The following is a 23,242-nucleotide window of genomic DNA, read 5'->3' as shown; positions in this document are numbered from 1 at the left end:
ACATCGATCACGGCGCAGTCGCGGACGCGGGCACGCCGCCGCGCGCGGCGCAAGCGCCGAACGCAGCTGCCGCTCCGGCTGCCCCCGGCGCATCAACCGCATTCGACGACCCCGCCGCACCTGACGTCCTGGCCTCATCCACCGAGCCGTCCTCCGCTTCCCCAGCGGCGCCGCTGCCATCCAGGCGCTCGCGCCACGACGACGAACTCGATGAAGTCGACGAGGAAGCGCTGGTCCAGCTGTCCGCCGTCGGCATGTCGCAGGCGCAGACCGCCAGCGCCCTGGCCTACCTGCACGGCGACAGCGCCGCGGAAGAAGCGCCCGAGGAACCCGGCTTCGTCAAACGCGCGCGCCGGCGCCAGAAGTACGGCAAAGCCGCCACCATCGCCATGAGCGTCGGCGCGCTGCTGCTGCTGGCCGCCCTCGGCGTGCAGGCCGTCACCACTTTCCGCAACACCCTGGTCGCCAGCATGCCCGCGCTGAAGCCGGCCCTGAGCGCCGCCTGCACCGCGCTCGGCTGCCGCATCGAACTGCCGACCCAGATCGACAGCATCACCATCGAACAGGGCGAACTGCAGACCCTGAGCGAGACCGCGTTTTCCTTCACCACCCTGCTGCGCAACCAGAGCGCCAGCGCGCAGGCCTGGCCATCGATCGAACTGGTACTGGATGACGACAAGGACAAACACGTGCTGCGCCGCGTCTTCACCCCGCGCGACTATCTGAGCGCCGACACGCCGTTCGACAAAGGCTTCGCACCGCACAGCGAGCAAGCCGTTAAACTCTACTTTGAACTGCACGACCTGAAAGCATCCGGCTATCACATCGCCGTCTTCTATCCATAAAGACCTATCATGACCCAGACCTCTTTGATTTGCGGCTCGATCGCCATCGACACCATCCTGCAATTCCCCAACCGCTTCGACAGCATCCTGCTGCCGGACCAGCTGCACAAGGTGAACGTGTCCTTCCTGGCGCCCACCATGCGCACGGAATTCGGCGGCTGCGCGCCCAACATCGCCTACAACCTGAAACTGCTGGGTGGCGATCCGCGCATCGTCGGCGTCATGGGCCAGGATAACGCCGCCTACATGGAGCGCTTCCGCAAACTGGGTCTGGCCACCGACAACATCCTGATCAAGCACGACGCCTACAACGCTCAGTGCTTCGTCACGGCCGACCAGGACAACAACCAGATCAATGCCTTCCACCCGGGCGCCATGTCGTACGCGCACGAGAACGAGGTGGCCAAGGCCGGCCCGGCGCGCATCGCCATCATCTCGCCGGACGGCCACCTGGGCATGAAGAAGCACGCCGACGACCTGTCCAAGCTGAACATCCCGTTCATCTTCGACCCGGGCCAGCAGCTGCCGATGTTCGATGGCGAAGAGCTGATCGAATTCATCGACAAGGCCACCTACGTCACCACCAACGATTACGAGATCGAACTGCTGATGGACCGCACCGGCCTGGCCCTGCAGGACATCGCCAGCCGCCTGGAAGCGCTGATCGTCACGCGCGGCGAACAGGGTTCGGAGATCTACACCAAGGGCCAGCGCATCGAGATCCCGGCCGTGCCGGTGGCGGTGGCGCTGGACCCGACCGGCTGCGGCGACGCCTACCGCGCCGGCCTGCTGTTCGGTATCACCAAGGGCTGGAACTGGGAAACCACCGGCCGCCTGGCCAGCCTGCTGGGCGCGATCAAGATCGCCCACAAGGGCGCGCAGAACCACAAGTTCACCGCCGCCGGGATCGCGGACCAGTTCGAAGCCGCCTTCGGCTACCGCTTCTAAAATAAAAAGCCCCGCGCTGTGCGGGGCTTGTTCCATCCGGCCGGGATCAGCGTGCGCTGAAGGCCACGCCCAGCAGCAGCTGGGCGATCTGCAGCAGGATCAGCGCCACCAGCAGCGACAGGTCCAGATTCCCCACCAGCGGCACCACGCGGCGGATCGGCCGCAGCAGCGGCTCGTTCAGCGCGCGCACGAAGGGCGCCAGCGGTGCATGCGGATTCACCCAGCTGAAGATCGCCTCGATCACCAGCAGCGCCATGAAGCCGTACAGTATCCATTCCAGGAAGCGCTGGCAGGCCGCGATCAGCACCATGGTGCCGGGCCAGCCGGCCAGCAGCAGCACCGAGGTCGCCACCAGCACGATCAGGAAGGCGCCGATCAGGCTGGCCCAGTCGTAGCCGCCCACGCCCGGCACGATGCGGCGCAGGGGACGCACCAGCCAGTCCGACAATTGGAAAGTGAACTGCGCCACCGACGATGGCGGCCGCACGCGGATCGCCTGCATCCAGAAACGAAGCAGCAGAGCCCCGCCCAACAGGGCGGCGGCGGCATCGACTATCAACTTCAGAATACTAATAAGCACGGAACCCCTCCAAATAAAAAGCCGCTGTGTGATTGTCTCACACAGCGGCCATTGCCTCAGCAGGCTTCTAAGCGGTCAGCGCTCAGGAAGGGCGGGTGCTGGTCGGGAACGGCCATGCAGCGGCCGGCGCCAGGACGGTCTTCGCGGCTGGAGCGGCGGCTGGCGCGGCTGGAGCAGCGGCGGCCGGCTTGGCGGCTTCCTTCTTTGGAGCGGCTTTTTTAGGAGCTGCTTTCTTGGCTGGCTTGGCGGCTGGTGCCGGGGTGGCTGCTGGTGCTGCAGCCGCTGGAGCAGCAGCTGCTGGCGCAGCGGCTTTCTTAGCGGCGGCTGGCTTTTTTGGTGCGGCTGCTTTCTTGGCGGCTGCTGGCTTGGCGGCGGCTTTAGGTGCAGCGGCTGGCTTGGCGGCAGCGGCTTTCTTGGCAGCTGGCTTGGCGGCAGCTTTCTTGGCGGCGGCCGGCTTGGCGGCAGCTTTAGCAGCTGGCTTGGCGGCGGCTTTCTTCGCGGCTGGCTTGGCGGCGGTTTTTTTCGCAGCTGGTTTGGCAGCGGTTTTAGCGGCTACTTTTTTAGCGGCTGGCTTGGCAGCGACTTTCTTGGCAGCTGGCTTGGCGGTGGTTTTTGCCGCGGCCTTTTTAGCGGCCGGCTTGGCGGCGGCTTTCTTCGCTACTGGCTTGGCAGCGGCTTTGGCGGTGGTTTTCTTCGCTGCTGCTGGCTTGGCGGCGGCTTTTTTCGCGACTGGCTTGGCTGCTGCTTTAGCGGTGGTCTTCTTGGCTGCTGCTGGTTTGGCCGCGGCTTTTTTCGCTACTGGCTTGGCTGCCGCTTTTTTAGCGACTGGCTTGGCTGCTGCTTTGGCGGTGGTCTTCTTGGCTGCTGCCGGCTTGGCGGCGGCGGCTTTCTTCACGGCCGGCTTGGCTGCTGGCTTGGCGGCAGCGGCTTTCTTCACGGCTGGTTTGGCGGCTGCCTTGGCAGCTGGCTTGGCGGCAGCTTTGGCGGCTGCTGGTTTTTTTGCTGGAGCAGCGGTTTTGGCGGCTGCGGTTTTCTTAGCTGGTGCTGCAGCTTTCTTAGCTGCTGGTTTCTTAGCGGCGGTAGCCATGTTTAGTTCTCCTTCATCGGGGATGGGAAAAATTCATTACAAGATTTAAACCCGTCCGACCCGGGATTGGGCCAGGCGAATTATTCATCGGCACAAACCTCGCAGGTTTGCGCTAATGAATTCGGCACTAGCTGAACTGCTGCATCTCCTCACAAGTGCAGCGCTTCAGCCATCGTTCCACCCGCTGATCTTCAGTCAGAACAGCGTGCGGTACAAATCTTGTTGCGACGTTGCGCGGATGGTCGGGCGTGTACTCAGCTCCAGGACCTACGTCGCAGCCACGTCGCAGTTCAAACAAAAAACCGCCCGGCCTGAACTCAATCAGGCAAGACGGTTGAACAAAAACGACGTGGTCTTGTGCATATGCAGTGTGAATCCCGATCATTCTGATGCGCGGTGCGCTCTCTGATTACTCGCACTTTTTAAAACACGCATTTTCAATTTCGTAAAGTACACGAAAACCTTACCGATACGCAACCAGCACGATAGATAAGCTCACGTTTTTTTTGCGACTTAGGCTCGCTAACTCACATACGTCTGCTTGTCCGCTCGGCTGGTTCGCACCGTCGCGTCGCGCTGCGCGCGCTCGATCAGGTTCGGATTGGCATCGCGCGCATCGTGCCGAAAAATACGCGCTTCAAAGTAAGCCTTATGCTGCCTGGGTTTCTGCGATGCCGACCGGTCCGGCAGAAAAATCGCGTCACCCATTTCCGAATCCGAGAGCGCTTGCGCCGCACATGCGCGCCTTTGCTACCCGCTGTTTTTAATTCGTCGCGATTATGAGACAGAGTACGAGGAATGGCAAGCAGAATACAGCGGTGCGCCGCATCGCGACTGCGTTTTAGAGCGTGTGATCGAAGTGGAGAAGGCCGGTGTAAATCAGCGTAAAGGCTTACCGGCACTGGTGCGGTTTGAAGCGAGGCATGAGTGGCGGTGCCCTTACTCGCGGTCTTCCGACTTACGGCGGAGCAGCCATTCATTCATGTCGCCGGCCATACGCTTGAGCAGGCGCGCCAGATCGCGGCGCTCGGCATTGGTCCAACCGGCCATCAGTTCACTGACCAGTTCTTCGCGCATGCGGTCGATGGCGTCAGCCATCTCGCGCCCCAGCTCAGTCACCTCCGCTTCGCGCACCCGCTTGTCGCGCGTGCCGGCGCGGCGCACCACCAGGCCCAGTTCGTCGAGACGCGCCACCTGGCGACTGACGGTGGTGTAGTCGCGCCCCACCACTTCGGCCAGTTCCACCACACCGATCGGGCCACGGCGGTCGATGCGCACCAGCAGCGGCAGCAGCGCACGCTCAAGCGGCATGGACATGTCGGACATCAGGGCGACATCGGGCTCGGGACGGCTCATGAAGCCGATGATGTCGAGCAGCGCGTCATGCATATCGCGGATATCTTTATTCATATGTGCATTATACACATAGTTCTTGACGCCGATTTTCGATCGACCTAACATGTGCAAAATACACTCATTAAAGGAGCCCAGCATGGACACTGACATTCTGATCTGCGGCGCCGGCGCGGCAGGCCTGACGCTGGCGATCGACCTGGCCCGCCGTAACGTCGACTCCCTGCTGATCGACCAGGCCGAACAGCCCTTCGCCGGTTCGCGCGGCAAAGGCATGCAGCCGCGCACTCTGGAGATCTTCGAAGCGCTGGACGTGGCCGATCGCATGATCGCCTCCGGCGGCCGCTATCCAGCCCAGCGCCACTACGCCGCCGACGGCAGCTACCGCGACGAGGCATCGGTGCGCGCGGCCGCCGCCACGCCGGCCGAGCCGTATGGCGAACCGCTGATGCTGCCCCAGCATCTGACCGAAGGCATACTGCGCGAACGACTGGCGGAGCTGGGCCACGCACCGCGCTACGGCCATACGCTGACCGGCTTCGCGCAGGATGACGAGCGCGTGACGGCGCACATCGCCACCGCCGGCGGCGCGCTGACGGTCAACGCCCGCTACCTGGTCGGCGCCGACGGCGGCCGCAGTTTCGTGCGCAAGACTTTGGGGATAGGCTTCCCCGGCGAAGCGATGAACGCGCGCGCGGTGGTGGCCGATCTGACGCTCAGCGGTCTGACGCGCGAGGTGTGGCACCGCTGGGGCAGCGGCGCACAACAGATCAGCCTCTGCCCGTTGCGGGGGACGTCCCTGTTCCAGCTGCAGATGCCGGTCCCGCTCAACGGCGTGAGCGATCTGTCGGCGGCGGGCCTGAGCGCCGCCATCGCCGCGCGCACCGGTCGCGCCGACATCCAGGTGCAGGCGGTGCACTGGGTCTCCGACTACGCGATGAGCGCACGGCTGGCCGACCGCTACCGCCAGGGCCGCGTATTCATCGCCGGCGACGCCGCGCATGTCCATCCGCCTACCGGCGGCCAGGGATTGAACACCAGCGTGCAGGATGCATGGAACCTCGGCTGGAAGCTGGTGGCCGTACTGCATGGCGCCGGCGCGGCGCTGCTCGACACCTATGAGGAAGAGCGGCGCGAAGTCGCCGCCGGCATGCTGGGTCTGTCCACGCGCTTGCTCGACGCCGCCCGCCAGCGCGGCGATCTGCGGCGCGGCCGCGAAACGCAGCAGCTGGATCTGGGCTATCGGAACTCGTCTCTGTCACGCGATACGCGCGGCGATGACGCTGTGCTGCGCGCCGGCGACCGCGCGCCCGATGCGCCACTTACCGGTGCCGGCGGTCAACCGCTGCGCTTGTTTTCCCTATTGAAGTCGGGCGACGCCATCATGCTGCGCTATGAGGCGCCAGCGCCGTCAGCACTGCGGCCGCGTCGTGGGCTGCGCATCGTCACCGTCGGCGCGCATGCCGAGCTGCGCGATCCCGACGGCCACCTGCGTGCCGCGTATGGCTTTACGCCGGGCGAGATTGCGCTGATTCGGCCCGATGGATACATCGCCGCGCTCACGCGCGACGAAACGGGGATAGAAGGGCTAATATATTAGCCATTAATCGTTAATATCTGCTTTAATGGCTAATATGTTTGATTTTAATTTATCGACGACACCGGAGATTTGCAGCGAACTGGGACGCCGTTTGCGCGCGCGCAGACTGATGCAAGGCTGGTCGCAGGTGGAACTGGCCGAGCGCGCGGGCCTGTCCAGCGGCACCATCAAGAACCTGGAATCGCGTGGCCAGGCCTCGCTGGAATCGTTCGTGCAGGTGGTGGCGGCGCTGGGGCTGGCCGACGATCTGGGAGAGCTGTTCCGTCTGAAGATGGTGTCGATCGCCGCCATGGAGCAGGCCGAGCGCGCCAACCGCCAGCGCGCGCCGCGCCGCTCGACGCGATGAAACTGCTCCACGTCATCTACAACGGTTGGAATGAAAACTGGCAACTCGGCACCTTGGCCGACAACGGTCACGACATCCTGTTCGAGTACACGCCGGAGGCATTGCGGCGTGGCCTTGAACTGTCGCCGCGCCACCTGCCGCTGCGCGCGCTGGCTTTCGGCGGTTTTCCAGACCACCAGCATCGCCTGCCCGGCCTGATCGCCGACACGCTGCCGGACAGCTACCGCACGCCGGCCGGCGTCTCGCCGCTCGACCACCTGGCGCTGATCGGCGAGCATGGGCGCGGAGCGCTCAGCTATGCCGCGCCCGGCGCGAAGCCGCCGCCACCGGCCGAGCAATACCTGCAGGTGCTGCTGGGACTGGACGCATCCTGGCTGATCAAGCTGCCGGCACCGGGAGAACATAAAGAGGTTTGCGCGATCGAACATGTGTATGCCCAGCTGGCGCGCGCCTGCGGCCTGGACATGCCGGAGACGCGCCACTACGACCTGGAGCGGCGCCTGTCCGCCTTTGCCGTCCGCCGCTACGACCGGCGCTTTGACAACGGCAGCGGCATGCGCCTGCCGGTCCACACCCTGGCGGGACTGTTGCACGCCGACTTCCATCTGCCTGCGACCGACTACAGCATCTTCCTGCGCGCCACCCGGCTGATCACCCGCGACGAGCGCCAGGTGGAGGCGGCGTTTCAGCGCTGCGTGTTCAACGTGCTGTTCAACAACCGCGCCGACCACGCGCGCAGCTTCGCCTACCGCATGGCGCGCAACGGCGACTGGCAGCTGGCACCCTGCTACGACCTGGGCTTCCACGCCGGCGAGCATCAGATGCCGGTGATGGGCGAACGCCTGGCCCCTGCGCTGACCGACCTGCTGCGGCTGGCAGCCGATGCCGCCCTGCCCGAGCGTCGCGCGCGCGACATGATTGCGGCCATGACCGCGCAAGCCGGGCTGTTTGCCAAGCTGGCCCGCACCGCGCCCATCCGCGCCGTGACGGTCAGGGCCATCGCCCGCAGCGTCAGCGCCAACCGCCAGCGGCTACTCGGCCGAGCGTAGCACCTCGCGGCGCGTCAGACGCTCCTGCGCTTCGGCCAACGCCAGCCGCAACTGCCGCTCCAGCTCCTCCTTGGGCGGCAACTCGGTCCAGTATTCCGCGACGGTGATACCGTCCTTATGCATCTGCAGCAGCTCGACCTGCTCCTTGCTGGACTCGGCGCACAGAATCAGGCCGATGGGCGCCTCTTCAGCGGGCTGACGCTCATACTTGTCCAACCATTTCAGATACAGTTCCATCTGTCCCTTGTAGGCGGCCTTGAAGCGGTCCAGCTTGAGTTCGATCGCCACCAGTCGGCGCAGGCGGCGATGGAAGAACAGCAGGTCCAGATAAAAATCTTCGCCATCGATGATCATGCGCTTCTTGCGCTCGACAAAAGCAAATCCATGGCCCAGCTCCAGGATGAAAGCCTTCAGCTGCATCAGGATCGCCGACTCAAGATCCGCCTCGTCATAGCCCTGCCGCAGCCCGAGGAAGTCCAGGAAATAGGGATCCTTGAAGACCGTCCCCGGCGTGGCGCCGGTGGAGAGTGGGGCGGCAGGACCGGCGATCTGGCTGCGCTCAAAGTTCTTTCGGTCGATCTGCCGCCGCAATTCGCGCACGCTCCAGCCTTCCGCTACGGTTTGCTGCACATAATGAGCGCGTGCTGCCTCGCTTTTTATAGTGATTAGCAGAACAAAGTGGCTCCAACTCAATTGTCGCGACAGCGTCGCGACAATTTCCTGATTGGAAAAGGTCTGCGCAAATTGGACCATGCGGCGCAGGTTTTGCGCCTCGAAACCTCGGCCAAATTCCCTTTCCAGCTTATCGCCTACGCGGCGCATTAGCTGAGCACCATATTGCGCACGCTCGGCCGCCAGCACTTCAATCGATAATCTTCGCCCCACCGTCCAGTAAAGCTGGCTCAGTTCGGCGTTTACCGCGCTGGCGATGCGCTGCCGGCTGGAGGCGATGAGGGCACGCAATTCCGCGTGCAGGGCGTCGGCGTCGGACGCCGGTATCAGATCGGACTTGTTCATGAGAGCTCTCCCCGGTGAATAGCACCAGAGCTCACTCTTACGCTCATCCGCAGACGGGGTTTTGATCTGCCCCAAATGAAAAAGCCCTGCGTTTGCAGGGCTTGGAGAGGAGGATTAATCCCAGCTCAGCGCACCGCCGGTCTGGTATTCGATGACGCGGGTCTCGAAGAAGTTGCGTTCCTTCTTCAGATCGATCATCTCGCTCATCCATGGGAACGGGTTTTCTTCCTGCTCGAACAGCGCTTCCAGGCCGATCTGGGTGGCGCGGCGGTTGGCGATGAAGCGCAGGTAGCCTTTGAACATGGTCGCGTTCAGGCCCAGCACGCCGCGCGGCATGGTGTCTTCGGCGTAGGCGTATTCCAGTTCCACCGCTTTCAGGAACAGCTGCTTGATCTCTTCCTTGAAGGCCGGGGTCCACAGCAGTGGATTTTCCATCTTGATGGTGTTGATCAGGTCGATGCCGAAGTTGCAGTGCATCGACTCGTCGCGCAGGATGTACTGGTACTGCTCGGCGGCGCCCATCATCTTGTTCTGACGGCCCAGCGCCAGGATCTGGGTGAAGCCGACGTAGAAGAACAGGCCTTCCATCAGGCAGGCGAACACGATCAGCGACTTCAGCAGCTTCTGATCCTGCTCCACGGTGCCGGTGGTGAACGACGGGTCGGTCAGGGTGTTGATGAACGGGATCAGGAACTCGTCCTTGTCACGGATCGACTTGATCTCGTTGTAGGCATTGAAGATTTCCTGCTCGTCCAGGCCCAGCGACTCGACGATGTACTGGTAGGCGTGGGTGTGGATGGCTTCCTCGAACGCCTGGCGCAGCAGGTACTGGCGGCATTCCGGCGCGGTGATGTGGCGGTAGGTGCCCAGCACGATGTTGTTGGCGGCCAGCGAGTCGGCGGTCACGAAGAAGCCCAGGTTGCGCTTGACCAGACGACGCTCGTCTTCGGTCAGGCCGTTCGGGTTCTTCCACAGCTCGATGTCGCGCTGCATGTTCACTTCCTGCGGCATCCAGTGGTTGGCGCAGCCGGCCAGGTATTTGTCCCAGGCCCACTTGTACTTGAACGGCACCAGCTGGTTGACATCGGTCTTGCCGTTGATGATGCGCTTGTCGTCCGCGTTGACACGCAGCGCGACTTGTTCGGCAGTACCCTCGCTGGCGGCCAGCGCGGCTTGATTGACTTGTGGCGCCGACGCGGCGGCATCATCATCCCAGGACAACGACATAATTTCTTCCTCTAATATATATCTGACATGGCGCCGTCCGTGGACGGCGCCTTCTTCTAATTTACTGGCAGGCTTCGCATTCCTCGAAACCGTCGTCGCCCGGACGCAGGTAGCAGGCGGCGCCGTCTTCCTCGGCCGCAGCCGCCGCGACCGGCGCCGGCGCTGCCGGAGCCGCTGCCGCCGCGGCCAGACCGCCGTCCACCGGCACCGCGTTCAGCGCGCCGGTCTTGCTGGTGGATTTCTCCATGTGGGTGGCGGCGATGGTGCGCAGGTAGTAGGTGGTCTTCAGACCGCGCAGCCAGGCCAGCTTGTAGGTCTCGTCCAGCTTCTTGCCCGAGGCGCCGGCCATGTAAATGTTCAGCGACTGTGCCTGGTCGATCCACTTCTGGCGACGCGACGCGGCTTCCACCAGCCAGCTCGGCGACACTTCGAACGCGGTGGCGTAGATGTCGCGCAGGTCTTGCGGGATGCGGTCGATCTTGGCCAGCGAGCCGTCGAAGTATTTCAGGTCGGCGATCATCACCTCGTCCCACAGGTCGCGCGCCTTCAGGTCGCGCACCAGGTAGGCATTGATCTCGGTGAATTCGCCCGACAGGTTGGACTTCACGTACAGGTTCTGGAAGGTCGGTTCGATGCAGGCCGACACGCCGATGATGTTCGAAATCGTCGCGGTCGGCGCGATCGCCACGCAGTTCGAGTTACGCATGCCGAACTTGGCGATGCGCTCGCGCACCGGGGTCCAGTCCATGGCCGACGACAGATCCTGCTCCAGGTAGCCGCCGCGCTCATCGGCCAGCAGCTTGATCGAGTCCTGCGGCAGGATGCCGCGGTCCCACAGCGAGCCCTTGTACGAGGCATAGTGGCCGCGCTCTTCCGCCAGCTCGGTCGAGGCCAAGTAGGCGTAGTAGCACACCGCTTCCATCGAGGTATCGGCGAACGACACCGCTTCCATCGACGAGAACGGCACGCGCATCATGTGCAGGCAGTCCTGGAAGCCCATCACGCCCAGGCCCACCGGACGGTGACGCATGTTGGCGTTGCGCGCCTTGTCGACCGCGTAGTAATTGATGTCGATCACGTTGTCGAGCATGCGCATCGCGGTGCGGATGGTCTTCTGCAGCTTGACGTGATCCAGCTTGCCCTCTTTCATGTGGGCCGGCAGGTTGACCGAACCCAGGTTGCAGACGGCGATTTCGTCCGGACCGGTGTTCAGCGTGATCTCGGTGCACAGGTTGGAGCTGTGTACCACGCCCACGTGCTGCTGCGGCGAACGGATGTTGCACGGATCCTTGAAGGTGATCCATGGGTGGCCGGTTTCGAACAGCATCGACAGCATCTTGCGCCACAGGTCCAGCGCGGCGACCTTCTTGGTCACGCGGATTTCGCCCGAGGCGGCCTTGGCTTCGTACCCCAGGTAAGCCTGCTCGAAGGCCTTGCCGACCTTGTCGTGCAGGTCCGGGCAGTCCGACGGCGAGAACAGGGTCCAGTCGCCCTTCTCCATCACGCGCTTCATGAACAGGTCCGGAATCCAGTTGGCGGTGTTCATGTCATGGGTGCGGCGACGGTCGTCGCCGGTGTTCTTGCGCAGGTCCAGGAACTCTTCGATGTCCATGTGCCAGGTTTCCAGGTAGGCGCACACCGCGCCCTTGCGCTTGCCGCCCTGGTTGACCGCCACGGCGGTGTCGTTGACCACCTTCAGGAACGGCACCACGCCCTGCGATTTGCCGTTGGTGCCCTTGATGTGGGCGCCGAGCGCGCGCACCGGGGTCCAGTCGTTGCCCAGGCCGCCGGCGAACTTGGCCAGCAGCGCGTTTTCCTTGATGGCGTCGTAAATGCCTTCCAGGTCGTCCGAGACGGTGGTCAGGTAGCACGACGACAGCTGCGAACGCTGGGTGCCCGAGTTGAACAGGGTCGGGGTCGACGACATGAAGTCGAACGACGACAGCAGGTTGTAGAACTCGATGGCGCGCGCTTCGCGGTCGGCCTCGTTCAGGGCCAGGCCCATGGCGACGCGCATGTAGAAGGCCTGCGGCATTTCGATGCGCACGTCGCGCACGTGCAGGAAGTAGCGGTCGTACAGGGTCTGCAGGCCGATGTAGCCGAACTGCAGGTCGCGGTCGGCGACGATGGCCTTGGCCAGACGGGCCAGGTCGAATTCACCGAGCTTGGTGTCCAGCAACTCGGCGGCGATGCCCTTGGCGATGTATTGCGGGAAGTAGGTCACGTACTCGGCGGCGGCGCCGGCCTGCGGCACTTCCTTGCCGAACACCTCTTTACGGATGGTGTGCAGCAGGATGCGCGCGGTCACCTGCGAGTAGGCCGGGTCTTTTTCCATCAGCGCGCGCGCGGCCAGGATGGCGGACTTGTGCAGTTCCTCGACCGGCACGCCGTCGTACAGGTTCTTCAGGGTTTCGGCGACGATGGCGTCGGCATCGACGTGTTTTTCCAGGCCGATGCAGGCGGCGCCGATCAGGCCGGTGACGCGCGACAGTTCCAGCGGCTTGCGCTCGCCGTTGTCGACCACGTGGATTTGCGGCGCATTGATGGCGGCGGCGCCACCGGCGGCTTCCTTGGCGGCGCGGCGTTCTTCCATGTGTTTGGCGCGGTACAGCACGTAGGCGCGGGCGACGTCATGTTCGCCCGAACGCATCAGCGCCAGTTCCACCTGGTCCTGCACGTCTTCGATGTGGAAGGTGCCGCCCGATGGCTGGCGGCGCACCAGGGCGGTAACCACGCTGCTGGTCAGCTGTTCGACCAGTTCGCGGATGCGCGCCGAGGCGGCACCCTGGCCGCCGTTCACGGCCAGGAAGGCCTTGGTCATGGCGACTGCAATTTTCGACGGCTCAAACGCGACGACCGCGCCGTTACGGCGGATGATGCGGTAGTCACCGAGATCGCTGGCAGCGGTAACCGGGCTGCTGGCGGTACTCGCAGCGGCGGCTGGTACCAGCGCTGGATTGATCGTGATGTCTTGAGTAGATTGCATTTAGGCTCCCCGAATACGTCGCGCAGTCATGGCTGCGCCGCGTGTTGTGTAAAAATAGACAAAAATGAAGCATCCAAGCGTCGACTGCCCGCTCGGTTCAACTGCAATGACGGTGTAAAAGCTTATAAATAGTTTAACAATCGGTGTCACCAAAACTACTATATCTAGTGGCCGACCGCTTTTGATGCACTGATTGTAGTAGCCGAAAACACCCCGTGCAAGGGTAATTTTTGACGTTTCAGGCAATTTTTCTATTGACTTTGAAGGAGCCCTTTTACGAAGCGCAATCCGGCGATAGCGCTTACTAACGAAGGGTCCGCTGCTGCCTTTTCCTTGAGCAAATCATTGCAGTAATTCTGATAATATTCCCAATCAAACAACGGTCCGGGGTCGGTTTTGCGGCCCGGCGCGATGTGTTCATGGCCCTGCACGTCGGTCAGCGGATAGTGGCGGCACAAGGCCAGCGTCAGCCGCCCCAGTGCCTCATATTGGGGCACTTCGAACGGCGCAAAGTCGCTGCCTTCGAGCTCGATGCCGATCGAATAATCGTTGCATTTTTCGCGGCCGCGGAAGCTGGACACGCCGGCATGCCAAGCGCGCGCGTTGGCAGAAACATACTGCAGCAGGCTGCCGTCGCGGCGGATGAAAAAGTGGCTCGACACCTTCAGCCCGCGCAGGTCGGCGAACGAGGGGTCAGCATTATAGTCGATCCGGCCGGTGAACAGGTCGGACACGTGCGGCCCGCCCCAGCGTCCGGCCGGCAGCGCGATGTTGTGGATCACCAGCAGCGTGATGTCGGCGGGGTCGGGACGGGCGTCGCAATACGGACTGTCGTAACGGCGGGCATGCGGCAGCCAGCCATCGAAAGCGGGATTCACGCTTCGGGCTCCTGGATATTCAGCTTCTGCATCTGGTAGCGCAGCTGGCGGAAGCTGATGCCCAGCAGCTGCGCGGCTTGCGTGCGGTTGAACTGGGTCTGCGCCAGCGCGCGCAGGATCAGGTCACGCTCGATCTGGTTCAGGTAGTCGGGCAGGCTGCACGGCAGCGCGTCGAGCTGCGGCAGCGGCGGCGCGGACGGCGCGTCGGCGGACGCCGAGGTGGCCGACGTGGCCGATGTGGCTGACATGACTGGCGCGGCCGCGACCGACCAGGTGGCCGGCATCGGCGATGGCGCCATCGCTTCCGCCAGCGGCGCACCTTTCAGCGCCAGATCGCCGACCTCGATCACGCCGTCGTCGGCGAAGGCCAGCGCCCGCTCCAGGATGTTTTCCAGCTCGCGCACATTGCCGGGGAACGAATAGCCGCGCAGCGTCTCCAGCACGCCCGGCGCCAGCCGCACCTGGTGCTCGAAGGTGCCGAGCCGCGCCAGGATGGCGTCGGTCAGCTCGCCCAGGTCGTCCAGCCGTTCGCGCAGCGGCGGCAGACTCAGTTCGATCACGTTCAGGCGGTAAAACAGGTCCTGGCGGAAGCTGCCCTGCTCCACGCACTGCGCCAGATTCTTGTGGGTGGCGCTGATGATGCGCACATCGACCGGTTCCTCGGCGGTGGCGCCGATCTTGCGCACGCGCCGCTCCTGGATCGCGCGCAGCAGCTTGACCTGCATCGCCAGCGGCAGATCGGCCACCTCGTCCAGCATCAGCGTGCCGCCGTTGGCGGCCTGGAAAAAGCCGTCGCGCTCGTCGGCGGCGCCGGTGAACGCGCCCTTGCGGTAGCCGAAGAACTCGGCCTCCATCAGCGCTTCCGGAATCGCGCCGCAGTTCACGGCGATGAACGGCTTGCCGGCGCGCGAGCTTTGCGCGTGAATTTCACGCGCCGCCAGCTCCTTGCCGCTGCCCGATTCGCCGGTGATGGCGATCGGCGCCATCGAGCGCGCCAGCCGCGCGATCTGCGCGCGCAGCGCCTGGATCACGGCGGAATGGCCGCGCAAGCGGCTGGCCGGCGCCGCCGCGCTGGGCGCCAGCTCGGGCGATGGTTCGGCGTTCAGACGCAGCGCCGATTGCACCATCACCCGCAACTGGTCCAGCGCCACCGGTTTGGAAATGTAATCGAAGGCGCCGGCCTTGAGCGCGATCACCGCGTTGTCGGCGCTGCCGAACGCGGTGACCACCGCCACCGGCGTGTTCTTGTAGGCGGCCGTCACCTCGCGCACCAGTTCCAGGCCCAGGCCATCGGGCAGGCGCATGTCGGTCAGCACCAGCTGGTACTCGCTAGCGGCCAGCAAGCCGCGCGCCTGCGCCAGCGTCTCGGCGCTGTCCACATCCAGCCCCATTTTCAGCAGTGTCAGTTCCAGCAGTTCGCGCAGGTCGGCCTCGTCGTCGACGACCAGGACACGCGGGGCGCGGGGCGAACGGACACTCATCAGACGGTCCAGGCAAAAGTGATCACGAATCGCCCGCTCAAGCGCGGGCGGCCATCGGCGCTGTCCTGTGGGTCGAACCGGTATTCATAGTCCAGGCGCGCTTCGTTATTCAAGCACAATTCACGCGCCAGATACAATCCCAGCCCGGTGCCCTTGCTGGAGGTAGTGTAAAACGGCTCGAACAGATGGGCGCGCACTTCAGGCGAGATGCCGGGGCCGTCGTCCTGTACGTGCAGTTCCGGCCGGCCGGCCGCAGTGCGCACCACCGTCATGCCGATCGAGGCCGGGCCGCCGCTGGCATAGCGCACCGCGTTGTTCAACAGGTTCAGCACCACCTCGCGCAGGTGCAGCGCGTCGAAGCGCACCGCGGTGCCCGGCGCCACCGTCAGCGCCAGGATGTCGGCCGCCAGGCCGTGGGTGGCGATAAACTCGCTGCGCAGGTCGGCCAGGAAGACGTCCAGCGCCAGCGGCCCGCTGTGCGGCTGCGCCTTGCGCGACAGCTGCAGGATATCTTCCACCATGCGGTTCACGCGCGCCACGTTGTCGCCGACGATCTTCAGCAGCCGTTGCTGCACCGGATCGCTCACCTCCTCGGCCAGCAGCGAGGTCGCATGGCCGATGGCCGACAGCGGATTGCGCACCTCGTGCGCGATGCTGGCGGTCAGCCGGCCCATCGAGGCCAGTTTCAGCTGCTGCGCCTGATTTTCGATGCCGGTCACGTCCTGCAGGAAGATCACGCTGCGCTCGGCACCCAGGCCGTGCGTGTCGGCCGCGGCGAAGCGCACCTTCAGGTGCGCCACCACGTCGCGCCGCACATCCCAGGCCGCGGTCAGGTTCTGCAGGGCGGTATCGTTGAACGGCTTGATGGTCAGCACCGCGGTCGAGCGGGTGGCGTCGTCGCGCCACTCGCGGTAGGCGTGGCTGAGCGGCGCCAGCGCCGCCGCCGCCGACAGCATGAAGTTCAGCTCCGCCCCCACCAGTCCCAGCATCTGCTGCGCGGCCGGATTGCCGGCCACCACCTGGCCGGCTTCATCCACCACCAGGATGCCGTCGCCGATATTCGCCATCACCAGCCGGTTGACGGCCTGCTGCACATTGATCTCGACCCCGCGCCGGCTGGCCAGTTCCTCCTGGCCGATCAGCTTGGCCGCCAGGCGGTTCACCACCAGCACCGCCGCCAGGAAAGCCGCGCCATACAGGCCGGCCTGCATCACATCGCGGTCGCTATCGGTGAGGAAGATCTGCCAGGTGCTGTCGCCGAGCAGGAACAGGGTCACCAGCGAGGCGCAGAACAGCGCCACCACCAGCGGCGCCAGGATCGCCAACCCGGCCAGCGGGAACAGGTACAGGATCGCCAGCCCGCTGCGCATGCCGCCGGCCGCCAGGTAAATCAGCGAGATGATCACCAGGTCGCAGGCGATCTGCGACAGCAGCTGCAGCACGAAGCGGCGCCGCACGAACACCGCCGACAGCATGAAGATCACCGCCAGGCCCAGATACAGCAGGCAAATCTGCAGGAACAAATACTGCCCGGAGGCGCGCATGCCGTGGCCGTCGAAGCTCAGGTAGACCAGCAGCACCAGCGCGATCACCACGCGGGTGACGTTGAGGGTCTGCAGCGAACGCCAGAAGGTTGCGCGCGATTCGGCCGTGAGGGCTTGCAGGCGCGCGATCACGACGCGCGTTCCGGCTTATGCGGACGGCAGGGCGGCATGGGCCGCGCTGCAGTAGTCACGGCCGTTGGCCCGCACCGTCTCCGAGGCGGGATAGAAGACGCCGCAATGCGCGCATTGCAGCATCACTTCGGCGTCGTTGGCGGCCGAGCGCGGACGGTAGCCCGATGGCTGCGCCGGCGCCGCTGGCGGCGGCTGACGGAACTGCTGTTGGTGGCGCTTCTGCGCCTCGCGGATCTTGGCACGGACCGCGAAGATCACCAGGAACACCAGCGCCAGCCAGAAAAGAATGCGACTCATGCCCAACCTTTATGCAAAACCACTTCAAATACAAACCGGCTGCCGACATAGGCCAGCAGCAAGGTCGCGAACCCGGCCAGGGTGAAGCTCAGCGCCGTCTTGCCGCGCCAGCCGCGCAAGCGCCGCCCGGCCAGCAGCGCGGCAAACAGCACCCAGGACAGCAGGGTGAACACCGACTTGTGATCCCACTTCAGCGCCTGGCCGAACAGCTGCTCCGAGAACACGATGCCCGACAACACGGTCAGGCTCAGCAGGGCAAAGCCGAAGCCGATCAGGCGGAACAGCAGCTTTTCCATGGTCAGCAGCGCCGGCAGCTGGTCCAGCGCGCCCGATAAAAACGTTTTCTTGTCGGTGCGCGCATGCAGCCGCGCCTCCTGCAGCGCCATCAGCACCGCGTGGAAGGCGGCGATGGTCAGCGTGCTGTAGGCCATGGTGGCGATCGCGATGTGCCAGCCGAACAGCGGCGACTTGCCTTCCAGCGGCACCAGGTTGCCGGGGAAGATCGCTTGCAGCGCGGCGGCCACGGCGGCCACCGGCATCACCAGGCGGCGCAGACCATCCAGGCTGAAGTTCCGGTTTTCCACCCAGTAGGCCGCCACCGACACCCACAGCGCCGACGACAGCATGGCGGCAAAGCCGAAGCGCAGGCTGCCGCCGGCGGCGATTTCCGACCACAGGCCGGCGCCATGCAACAGCCAGGCGCCCAGCGTGACGCCCGAGATCAGACCGGGGCGGCGCGCCGGCAGCGCGGCGCACAGCAGATACAGCACGATGGCTGCGATGAAAAAATAGGTTTGCATCCGCGCAGTTTACACCATCGTTCAGTCGACGGCTGCCATGCGCAGCTCGTCGTTATGGTGGCGTTGCTGTTCTTCCATCACCAGCTGGCCCAGCTCGCGCTTGAGCGCATTGAACTCGGCCGCCGCCGGGTCGCGCAAACGCGGCAGCTCGACCAGCATGTCGCGCTTGACCGTGCCCGGCCGGTAAGTCATCACCACGATGCGGTCGGCCAGGTAGATCGCTTCCTCGATGCTGTGGGTGACGAAGATGATGGTCTTCTTCAGCTCGGCCCAGATGCGCAGCAGCTCGTCCTGCAGGTTGCGCCGGGTCAGGGCGTCGAGCGCGCCGAACGGCTCGTCCATCAGCATGATCGGCGAATCCAGCGCCAGCACGCGCGCGATCGCCACCCGCTGGCGCATGCCGCCCGACAAATCCTTGGGATAGCGGTTGCGGAAATCCTGCAGCGACAGCATGGCCAGCAGCCGCTCCACCGTGGCGGCGATCTGCGCCTTGCCCTGCCGCTTGATCTGCAGGCCGAAGGCGATGTTCTCGGCCACCGTCATCCACGGGAACAGCGCGTACTCCTGGAATACCATGCCGCGCTCGGGACCGGGCGCGCTGACGGTCTTGCCGTCGGCCGTGATGCTGCCCGAGCTCGGCAGCGCGAAGCCGGCGATGGCGTTGAGCAGGGTCGACTTGCCGCAGCCGGACGGGCCGAGCAGACAGACCAACTGCCCCTGCGGAATCTCCAGGTTGATGTCCTTGAGCGCCACCACTTCGCGCTCGGCGGTCTGGAACACCTTGCTGGCATGGCTCACCACGATATGCGGATTCATCAGTTCTCCAGGCCGCGGTGCCAGCGCAGCAGATGGTTGTTCAGCTTGTTCATGCCGACGTCGATGGCCAGGCCGATCAGGCCGATGGTGATCATGCCGGCGATGATCTTGTCCGACCAGAAATACTCGCGCGCCTCCAGGATGCGGAAGCCGAGGCCGTTGTTGACCGCCACCATCTCGGCCACGATCACCACGATGAAGGCGGTGCCGATGCCGATGCGCACGCCCGACAGGATGTAGGGCACGGCCGCCGGCAGGATCACGCGCACGAACAGCGTCATGCCGGAAGCGCCGAGGTTGCGCGCGGCGCGCAGATAAATGCCGTCGACCTGGCGCACGCCGGCGATGGTGTTCATCAGCACCGGGAAGAAGGCGCCCAGCGCGATCAGGAACACCGCCGGCGGATTGCCCAGGCCGAACCACAGCATCGACAGCGGAATGTAGGCGATCGGCGGGATCGGCCGCACCATCTGCACCAGCACATTGAACCAGTCATGGACGCGGGCGCTGGCGCCCATCGCCAGACCCAGCGGCAGCGCCAGGCCGCCGCCGATCAGGAAGCCGACCACCACCCGGTACAGACTGCCGAGGGCATCGGTGATCAGTTCGCCGGACACGGCCCAGTGCAGCCAGCCGCCGGCGGCCGGGTCGTACGGTTGCAGCGGCAGCAGATAGGCCCACCACTTTTCCACCACCGCCAGCGGCGACGGCAGCACCTGCGGATTGACCCAGCCGAACTGCACCACCGCCTGCCAGGCGGCGATCACCACAGCCGGGATCACCAGGCCGACGCCGAGCTGGCGCCACGACGCGGCGCGCGTCATTACTTCACGCCCGCGTTTTTCTTGGCCGCGTCCAGCAGGTCGGTCTTGACCCAGTCCTTGGCCAGCGGCGGCTTGCTCATGCGGCCGACGCCGGTCTTGGCCATGACGTCGGTGGTGGTCTGGATGTGCTCGGGCGTGATGTCGTAGCTGTACGGCGAATTGCCGATCGCGTCGTCGAAGTCATCCTTGGTGATCTGGCCCTTGAACACCACCTCGCGCACGTATTTCTCGGCGGCGGCCTTGTTCTCGATGAACAGCTTGGTGGCCTGCACGAAGCAGTTCATGAACTTCTCGGCCACCGGGCGCTTCTCTTTATAGAATTTCTCGGTCATCACCATGGTGCGCACCGGCTCGCCGATCGGCGTATCGTAAGGCTTGAGCATTTCGCTGCCGAAGCCCTTGTTGATGGCCTGCGAGGATTGCGGCTCGGATTGCATCATGGCGTCGATCTGCTTGTTCAGCAGCGCCTGGTTCAGATCGGCGTAGGCAAGGAACACCAGTTGCACATCGTTGGCGCTCATGCCGTTCTGCTGCAGCTCGGCCAGCAGCAGCACTTCCTGGATGCCGCCGCGCGTGACGCCGACTTTTTTACCTTTCAAATCCTTGACGGTTTTCAGCTTCAGGTCGGCGCGGCTGACCAGCTGCGCGCCGCCCTTGGCAAAGCCGGCCACCACATAGATCGGCGCGCCGCCGGCGCGGCCCGAGATCGCCGCCTCCGAAGCGGTGGTGCCGACATCGAGCTCGCCGGCGATGATGGCCTGCATCACATCCAGCCCTTTCGGGAACACGTGCTCCTCGACCTTGATGCCGCACTTGGGGGCGATCTCCTTGATGTACGAGACGGCGCCGTAATGGGCGAACTTCAGATTTCCCAGCCTCACCACGTCCTGGGCCTGGGCGCCGCTGGCGCTCAGCGCGGTCAGGGCCAATGCGGTGCAGATCGCTTTCAGTTTCATCCGTCTCTCCTTTATTTATGTCAATAAATAATACCAAGCCCGACCATGCTTGCCTATCGCCGCCGCCAAGGTAAAAAGTGTGAATTGTGATGCTCATCACATTTTCTGACAGCGGTCCGACATACGATGATGTTACCAAATCACAAATATGTCATTTTCCACAATGGAGCCAGCATGCCGCAATCTTTTCCCCGCTCTCTTCCCGGCCTGGGCGCCGCCATGCTCCTGGCCACGCTGGCTGGCTGCGGCGGCAGCGGCGCCAGTTCCAACAGTGCAGCCACCCCTCCAGCTTCCAGCGCGCCAGTCGTCACGCCGCCGACCACCACCTTGTCGCTCAGCAGTGCCAGCGACAGCGCCGTCAGCGGCGGCGCGCCAGTGCAGCTGACGGCTGCCCCGTCCGACAATTCCAGCGTCACCTGGAGCCTGGCGGCGGGCAGCCCCGGCACGCTGTCGGCCGCCACCGGCGCCACGGTCAGCTACCTGCCGCCGGCCAGTGGCGTCAGCGCCGACACCGCCATCACCATCACCGCCACCGCCAACGGCGTCAGCAAAACCATCACGCTGACCCTGCACCCGGCCGACACGCCGCGGCTGCAACTGCTGGCCGGCGACGATGGCGGGGCGGGCCACCTGGACGGCACCGGAACCCAAGCCCGGCTCTATACCGTTTTCAGCGCCAGCAGCGACAGCAACGGCAATATATACATCGCGGAGCAAGGGCCGGCCTTGCGCAAAGTCACGCCGGCCGGGGTGGTCACCACCTTGCTGGCCACCGCCGCCGGCCTGGTGGACGGCGCCGGCGGCACAGCCAGGCTGGGCCAGCCACTCTGTCCGGTTGCGGGACCGGACGGCAGCGTGTATTTCACCGATACCTACCAGCTGGACAGCAACGCCCCTACGACCGTCCCCATCCGCAAACTGGCGCCGGATGGCAGTGTCGCCACCATCGCCCGTATTCCGGCGGCGGCGTTCGACCAGGTTTGCCTGACGGGCGACAGCAACCGCTTATATGCCTATCAGTATGGGCGCATCAGCACTGTCTCGTTCAGCGGCGTGGTCAGCACACTGGCCGGCGCCCTCATTGACCCGACCCAGCCATCGCTGGCGGCGGACGGTGCCGGCGCCGCGGCGCGCTTCCGTGCGATCCGTTCGGTGGCGGCTGACGGCCTGGGCAACGTGTACGTCAACGATAACGGCCAGGCCATCCGCAAGGTGGCAGCGGACGGCACCACCACCACCCTGGCCGGCGTGGTGCGCCCCCAAAGCGGCCTGGTGGAGCCGGTCGACGGGGTCGGCGCGGCCGCGCAATTCAGTGACATGTACAGTCTGGCCGTCACTACCAGCGGCAACCTCGCCGCCTACGATAACGTCCCCGGCGCCAGCAGCGCGCCGTGGCGGCTGCGCACCATCACGCCGTCTGGCGTGGTCAGCAGCATCAAGGTCAACCAGGGCGGCGCCATCTGGGCCGCGCCTGCCGACCGCTTGTACCGGGCGCAGGACGCCCAGATCGACATGGTGCAGGCCGACGGCAGCAGCACGCCGTTTGTCGGCAAGCGGCCCGAGCGCGGCGCCGGCGACACCGACGGCACCGGCGCCGCGGCGCGCTTCGGCCAACTGCGCGACATGGGCGCCGATGCGAGCGGCAACCTGTACGTGGCCGACGATCCGGCCGGCAGCCTGGCCCTGACCGCCACCGGACTGCGCCTGCGCAAGGTCACGCCGCAAGGCGTGGTGACCACCATCCGCCACAGCGCCGACGTCAGCTATCTGTCCGGCATGGTGGTGGACAAGGCCGGCAACACCTATGTCTCCACTTACCAATACCTGACGCCGACCACGCCGGGCGCGCGCATCTTCAAGATCGCGCCCGACGGCACCACCACCGTGCTGGCCGGCGCCCTGCCCGCCACCGATTACCAGGACGGCGTCGGCACGGCCGCCCATTTTGTCAGCGTGGCCCTGATCGGCATCGACGCTGACGGCAACCTGTATGGCAGCGAGGGCAGCGGCGCACGGCTGCGCTATACCCGCATCACGCCGGCCGGCGAAGTGAGCACCATCCTGGCGCCGCCGCCGGCCCTGGGCCTGATCGACGATGATGCCGGCAACACCTATCGTATCAACGATGCCACCGGCACCATACTGCGCACCGACACGGCCGGCAACACCACCACCATGGCCGGCACCGAGGGCAATCAGTTCACCTATGGCGGCGCCCTGCCCGGTTACCTCGACCACCCCGCGCATCTGGTACGCACCGGGCCATACAGCTACGCGCTGTTCTCCGGCGCCGCCATCATGCGCCTGACCGTACCGCATTGACCCCGAAGGAGATTCTCATGACGATATCGCCGGCTTTTATCACGCGCCGCACCATCCTCGGCGCCGCCTGCGCCAGCCTGCTGGGCACTTTGGGTGCCTGCGGCGGCGGCAGTGGCACGGCCACGCCGCCGGCGACGCCGCCGGTCACCGCGCC

The 23,242-nt window shown here is 64.9% G+C and carries 22 protein-coding genes; 7 read left to right on the top strand and 15 right to left on the bottom strand.

Translation table 11 applies throughout. The annotated features are described in order from the left end of the window. Both E4L98_RS15960 and E4L98_RS15955 read left to right on the top strand, forming a co-directional pair. On the top strand, positions 1-845 hold an 845-nt coding region (locus tag E4L98_RS15960), incomplete at its 5' end, for a DUF3426 domain-containing protein (protein ID WP_135202540.1). Positions 846-854: 9 nt separating this feature from the next. Next, entirely contained in the window at positions 855-1,793 is a 939-nt protein-coding gene (locus E4L98_RS15955; RefSeq protein ID WP_135202539.1) for a carbohydrate kinase family protein, read from the top strand. A gap of 46 nt (positions 1,794-1,839) precedes the next feature. Here E4L98_RS15955 and E4L98_RS15950 read toward each other — a convergent pair whose 3' ends face one another. Together E4L98_RS15950 and E4L98_RS15945 are read right to left on the bottom strand one after the other, a co-directional pair. Beyond that, positions 1,840-2,373 carry a YggT family protein gene (locus E4L98_RS15950; protein ID WP_229257413.1) on the bottom strand — a complete coding sequence of 178 codons (534 nt, stop codon included), beginning with the start codon at positions 2,371-2,373 and terminating at the stop codon, positions 1,840-1,842. An 82-nt stretch (positions 2,374-2,455) separates the two neighbouring features. Next, positions 2,456-3,310, bottom strand: coding sequence for a hypothetical protein (locus E4L98_RS15945; protein WP_205746744.1), 855 nt, complete (start codon positions 3,308-3,310; stop codon positions 2,456-2,458). 19 nt (positions 3,311-3,329) lie between these two features. Here E4L98_RS15945 and E4L98_RS30380 point away from each other — a divergent pair, with 19 nt between their 5' ends. Continuing rightward, positions 3,330-3,509 (top strand): hypothetical protein, encoded by a 180-nt coding sequence (locus tag E4L98_RS30380; RefSeq protein WP_205746743.1) that lies wholly within the window; start codon positions 3,330-3,332, stop codon positions 3,507-3,509. A 473-nt stretch (positions 3,510-3,982) separates the two neighbouring features. Here the strand turns inward: E4L98_RS30380 and E4L98_RS15940 are convergent, their stop codons facing one another. After that, the gene (locus E4L98_RS15940; RefSeq protein WP_135202537.1) at positions 3,983-4,168 is read right to left on the bottom strand and encodes a hypothetical protein; all 186 of its coding nucleotides are present in this window, start codon (positions 4,166-4,168) and stop codon (positions 3,983-3,985) included. 231 nt (positions 4,169-4,399) lie between these two features. Continuing rightward, positions 4,400-4,870, bottom strand: coding sequence for a MarR family winged helix-turn-helix transcriptional regulator (locus tag E4L98_RS15935; protein WP_229257412.1), 471 nt, complete (start codon positions 4,868-4,870; stop codon positions 4,400-4,402). Between the two features lie 82 nt (positions 4,871-4,952). Here E4L98_RS15935 and E4L98_RS15930 point away from each other — a divergent pair, with 82 nt between their 5' ends. From E4L98_RS15930 to E4L98_RS15920, 3 genes are read left to right on the top strand one after another with little or no spacing between them, the layout of a single operon-like run. After that, positions 4,953-6,413 carry an FAD-dependent oxidoreductase gene (locus E4L98_RS15930; protein ID WP_167761345.1) on the top strand — a complete coding sequence of 487 codons (1,461 nt, stop codon included), beginning with the start codon at positions 4,953-4,955 and terminating at the stop codon, positions 6,411-6,413. Positions 6,414-6,438: 25 nt separating this feature from the next. Beyond that, on the top strand, positions 6,439-6,759 hold the full coding sequence (locus E4L98_RS15925; RefSeq protein ID WP_307722125.1) for a helix-turn-helix domain-containing protein: 321 nt from the start codon (positions 6,439-6,441) through the stop codon (positions 6,757-6,759). Next, a complete protein-coding gene (locus E4L98_RS15920; RefSeq protein ID WP_135202534.1) occupies positions 6,756-7,808 on the top strand; it encodes a type II toxin-antitoxin system HipA family toxin in 1,053 nt (350 codons plus the stop codon). Before E4L98_RS15925 ends, E4L98_RS15920 begins: the two co-directional genes overlap by 4 nt. Here E4L98_RS15920 and E4L98_RS15915 read toward each other — a convergent pair. From E4L98_RS15915 to E4L98_RS15865, 11 genes are all read right to left on the bottom strand, one after another. Continuing rightward, positions 7,791-8,825: a PDDEXK nuclease domain-containing protein gene (locus tag E4L98_RS15915; protein ID WP_135202533.1), complete on the bottom strand. Its 1,035-nt coding sequence runs from the start codon at positions 8,823-8,825 to the stop codon at positions 7,791-7,793. The two genes, E4L98_RS15920 and E4L98_RS15915, sit on opposite strands and share 18 nt — an antisense overlap. 114 nt (positions 8,826-8,939) lie before the next feature. After that, positions 8,940-10,052 carry a ribonucleotide-diphosphate reductase subunit beta gene (locus E4L98_RS15910; protein ID WP_135202532.1) on the bottom strand — a complete coding sequence of 371 codons (1,113 nt, stop codon included), beginning with the start codon at positions 10,050-10,052 and terminating at the stop codon, positions 8,940-8,942. 61 nt (positions 10,053-10,113) lie between these two features. Then, on the bottom strand, positions 10,114-13,038 hold the full coding sequence (locus E4L98_RS15905) for a ribonucleoside-diphosphate reductase subunit alpha (RefSeq protein WP_135202531.1): 2,925 nt from the start codon (positions 13,036-13,038) through the stop codon (positions 10,114-10,116). Between the two features lie 251 nt (positions 13,039-13,289). Further along, positions 13,290-13,916 carry a 1,6-anhydro-N-acetylmuramyl-L-alanine amidase AmpD gene (gene ampD, locus E4L98_RS15900; RefSeq protein WP_135202530.1) on the bottom strand — a complete coding sequence of 209 codons (627 nt, stop codon included), beginning with the start codon at positions 13,914-13,916 and terminating at the stop codon, positions 13,290-13,292. Then, positions 13,913-15,397: a sigma-54-dependent transcriptional regulator gene (locus E4L98_RS15895; RefSeq protein WP_135202529.1), complete on the bottom strand. Its 1,485-nt coding sequence runs from the start codon at positions 15,395-15,397 to the stop codon at positions 13,913-13,915. The genes ampD and E4L98_RS15895 overlap by 4 nt, the downstream gene beginning before the upstream one ends. Beyond that, positions 15,397-17,073: a sensor histidine kinase gene (locus E4L98_RS15890; protein ID WP_135202528.1), complete on the bottom strand. Its 1,677-nt coding sequence runs from the start codon at positions 17,071-17,073 to the stop codon at positions 15,397-15,399. The genes E4L98_RS15895 and E4L98_RS15890 overlap by 1 nt, the downstream gene beginning before the upstream one ends. A gap of 15 nt (positions 17,074-17,088) precedes the next feature. Next, positions 17,089-17,370, bottom strand: coding sequence for a PP0621 family protein (locus E4L98_RS15885; protein ID WP_135202527.1), 282 nt, complete (start codon positions 17,368-17,370; stop codon positions 17,089-17,091). Continuing rightward, a complete protein-coding gene (locus E4L98_RS15880) occupies positions 17,367-18,170 on the bottom strand; it encodes a cytochrome C assembly family protein (RefSeq protein WP_135202526.1) in 804 nt (267 codons plus the stop codon). The genes E4L98_RS15885 and E4L98_RS15880 overlap by 4 nt, the downstream gene beginning before the upstream one ends. A 21-nt stretch (positions 18,171-18,191) precedes the next feature. Then, positions 18,192-18,986, bottom strand: coding sequence for an ABC transporter ATP-binding protein (locus E4L98_RS15875; RefSeq protein WP_205746742.1), 795 nt, complete (start codon positions 18,984-18,986; stop codon positions 18,192-18,194). Continuing rightward, on the bottom strand, positions 18,986-19,810 hold the full coding sequence (locus E4L98_RS15870; RefSeq protein ID WP_135202525.1) for an ABC transporter permease: 825 nt from the start codon (positions 19,808-19,810) through the stop codon (positions 18,986-18,988). Before E4L98_RS15870 ends, E4L98_RS15875 begins: the two co-directional genes overlap by 1 nt. Beyond that, positions 19,810-20,766 (bottom strand): ABC transporter substrate-binding protein, encoded by a 957-nt coding sequence (locus E4L98_RS15865; RefSeq protein ID WP_135202524.1) that lies wholly within the window; start codon positions 20,764-20,766, stop codon positions 19,810-19,812. Before E4L98_RS15865 ends, E4L98_RS15870 begins: the two co-directional genes overlap by 1 nt. A 174-nt stretch (positions 20,767-20,940) precedes the next feature. On the opposite strand from E4L98_RS15865, the gene E4L98_RS15860 reads away from it, so the two are divergent. Then, positions 20,941-23,088, top strand: coding sequence for an NHL repeat-containing protein (locus E4L98_RS15860; protein WP_135202523.1), 2,148 nt, complete (start codon positions 20,941-20,943; stop codon positions 23,086-23,088). Positions 23,089-23,242: the final 154 nt, after the last annotated feature.

This window comes from Duganella callida (assembly GCF_004614165.1).
GTDB lineage: Bacteria > Pseudomonadota > Gammaproteobacteria > Burkholderiales > Burkholderiaceae_D > Rugamonas > Rugamonas callida.
Note: the sequence above shows the minus strand (reverse complement) of the source record. Positions and strands in the feature narration are given on the sequence as shown.

Bases quoted from the DNA above. Each gene is read 5' to 3' on its own strand.
- E4L98_RS15955 (WP_135202539.1), top strand. From the start codon at position 855: ATGACCCAGACCTCTTTGATTTGCGGCTCGATCGCCATCGACACCATC.
- E4L98_RS15940 (WP_135202537.1), bottom strand. From the start codon at position 4,168: ATGGGTGACGCGATTTTTCTGCCGGACCGGTCGGCATCGCAGAAACCC.
- E4L98_RS15935 (WP_229257412.1), bottom strand. From the start codon at position 4,870: ATGAATAAAGATATCCGCGATATGCATGACGCGCTGCTCGACATCATC.
- E4L98_RS15930 (WP_167761345.1), top strand. From the start codon at position 4,953: ATGGACACTGACATTCTGATCTGCGGCGCCGGCGCGGCAGGCCTGACG.
- E4L98_RS15925 (WP_307722125.1), top strand. From the start codon at position 6,439: ATGGCTAATATGTTTGATTTTAATTTATCGACGACACCGGAGATTTGC.
- E4L98_RS15920 (WP_135202534.1), top strand. From the start codon at position 6,756: ATGAAACTGCTCCACGTCATCTACAACGGTTGGAATGAAAACTGGCAA.
- E4L98_RS15915 (WP_135202533.1), bottom strand. From the start codon at position 8,825: ATGAACAAGTCCGATCTGATACCGGCGTCCGACGCCGACGCCCTGCAC.
- E4L98_RS15910 (WP_135202532.1), bottom strand. From the start codon at position 10,052: ATGTCGTTGTCCTGGGATGATGATGCCGCCGCGTCGGCGCCACAAGTC.
- E4L98_RS15905 (WP_135202531.1), bottom strand. From the start codon at position 13,038: ATGCAATCTACTCAAGACATCACGATCAATCCAGCGCTGGTACCAGCC.
- E4L98_RS15895 (WP_135202529.1), bottom strand. From the start codon at position 15,397: ATGAGTGTCCGTTCGCCCCGCGCCCCGCGTGTCCTGGTCGTCGACGAC.
- E4L98_RS15885 (WP_135202527.1), bottom strand. From the start codon at position 17,370: ATGAGTCGCATTCTTTTCTGGCTGGCGCTGGTGTTCCTGGTGATCTTC.
- E4L98_RS15880 (WP_135202526.1), bottom strand. From the start codon at position 18,170: ATGCAAACCTATTTTTTCATCGCAGCCATCGTGCTGTATCTGCTGTGC.
- E4L98_RS15875 (WP_205746742.1), bottom strand. From the start codon at position 18,986: ATGAATCCGCATATCGTGGTGAGCCATGCCAGCAAGGTGTTCCAGACC.
- E4L98_RS15870 (WP_135202525.1), bottom strand. From the start codon at position 19,810: ATGACGCGCGCCGCGTCGTGGCGCCAGCTCGGCGTCGGCCTGGTGATC.
- E4L98_RS15865 (WP_135202524.1), bottom strand. From the start codon at position 20,766: ATGAAACTGAAAGCGATCTGCACCGCATTGGCCCTGACCGCGCTGAGC.
- E4L98_RS15860 (WP_135202523.1), top strand. From the start codon at position 20,941: ATGCCGCAATCTTTTCCCCGCTCTCTTCCCGGCCTGGGCGCCGCCATG.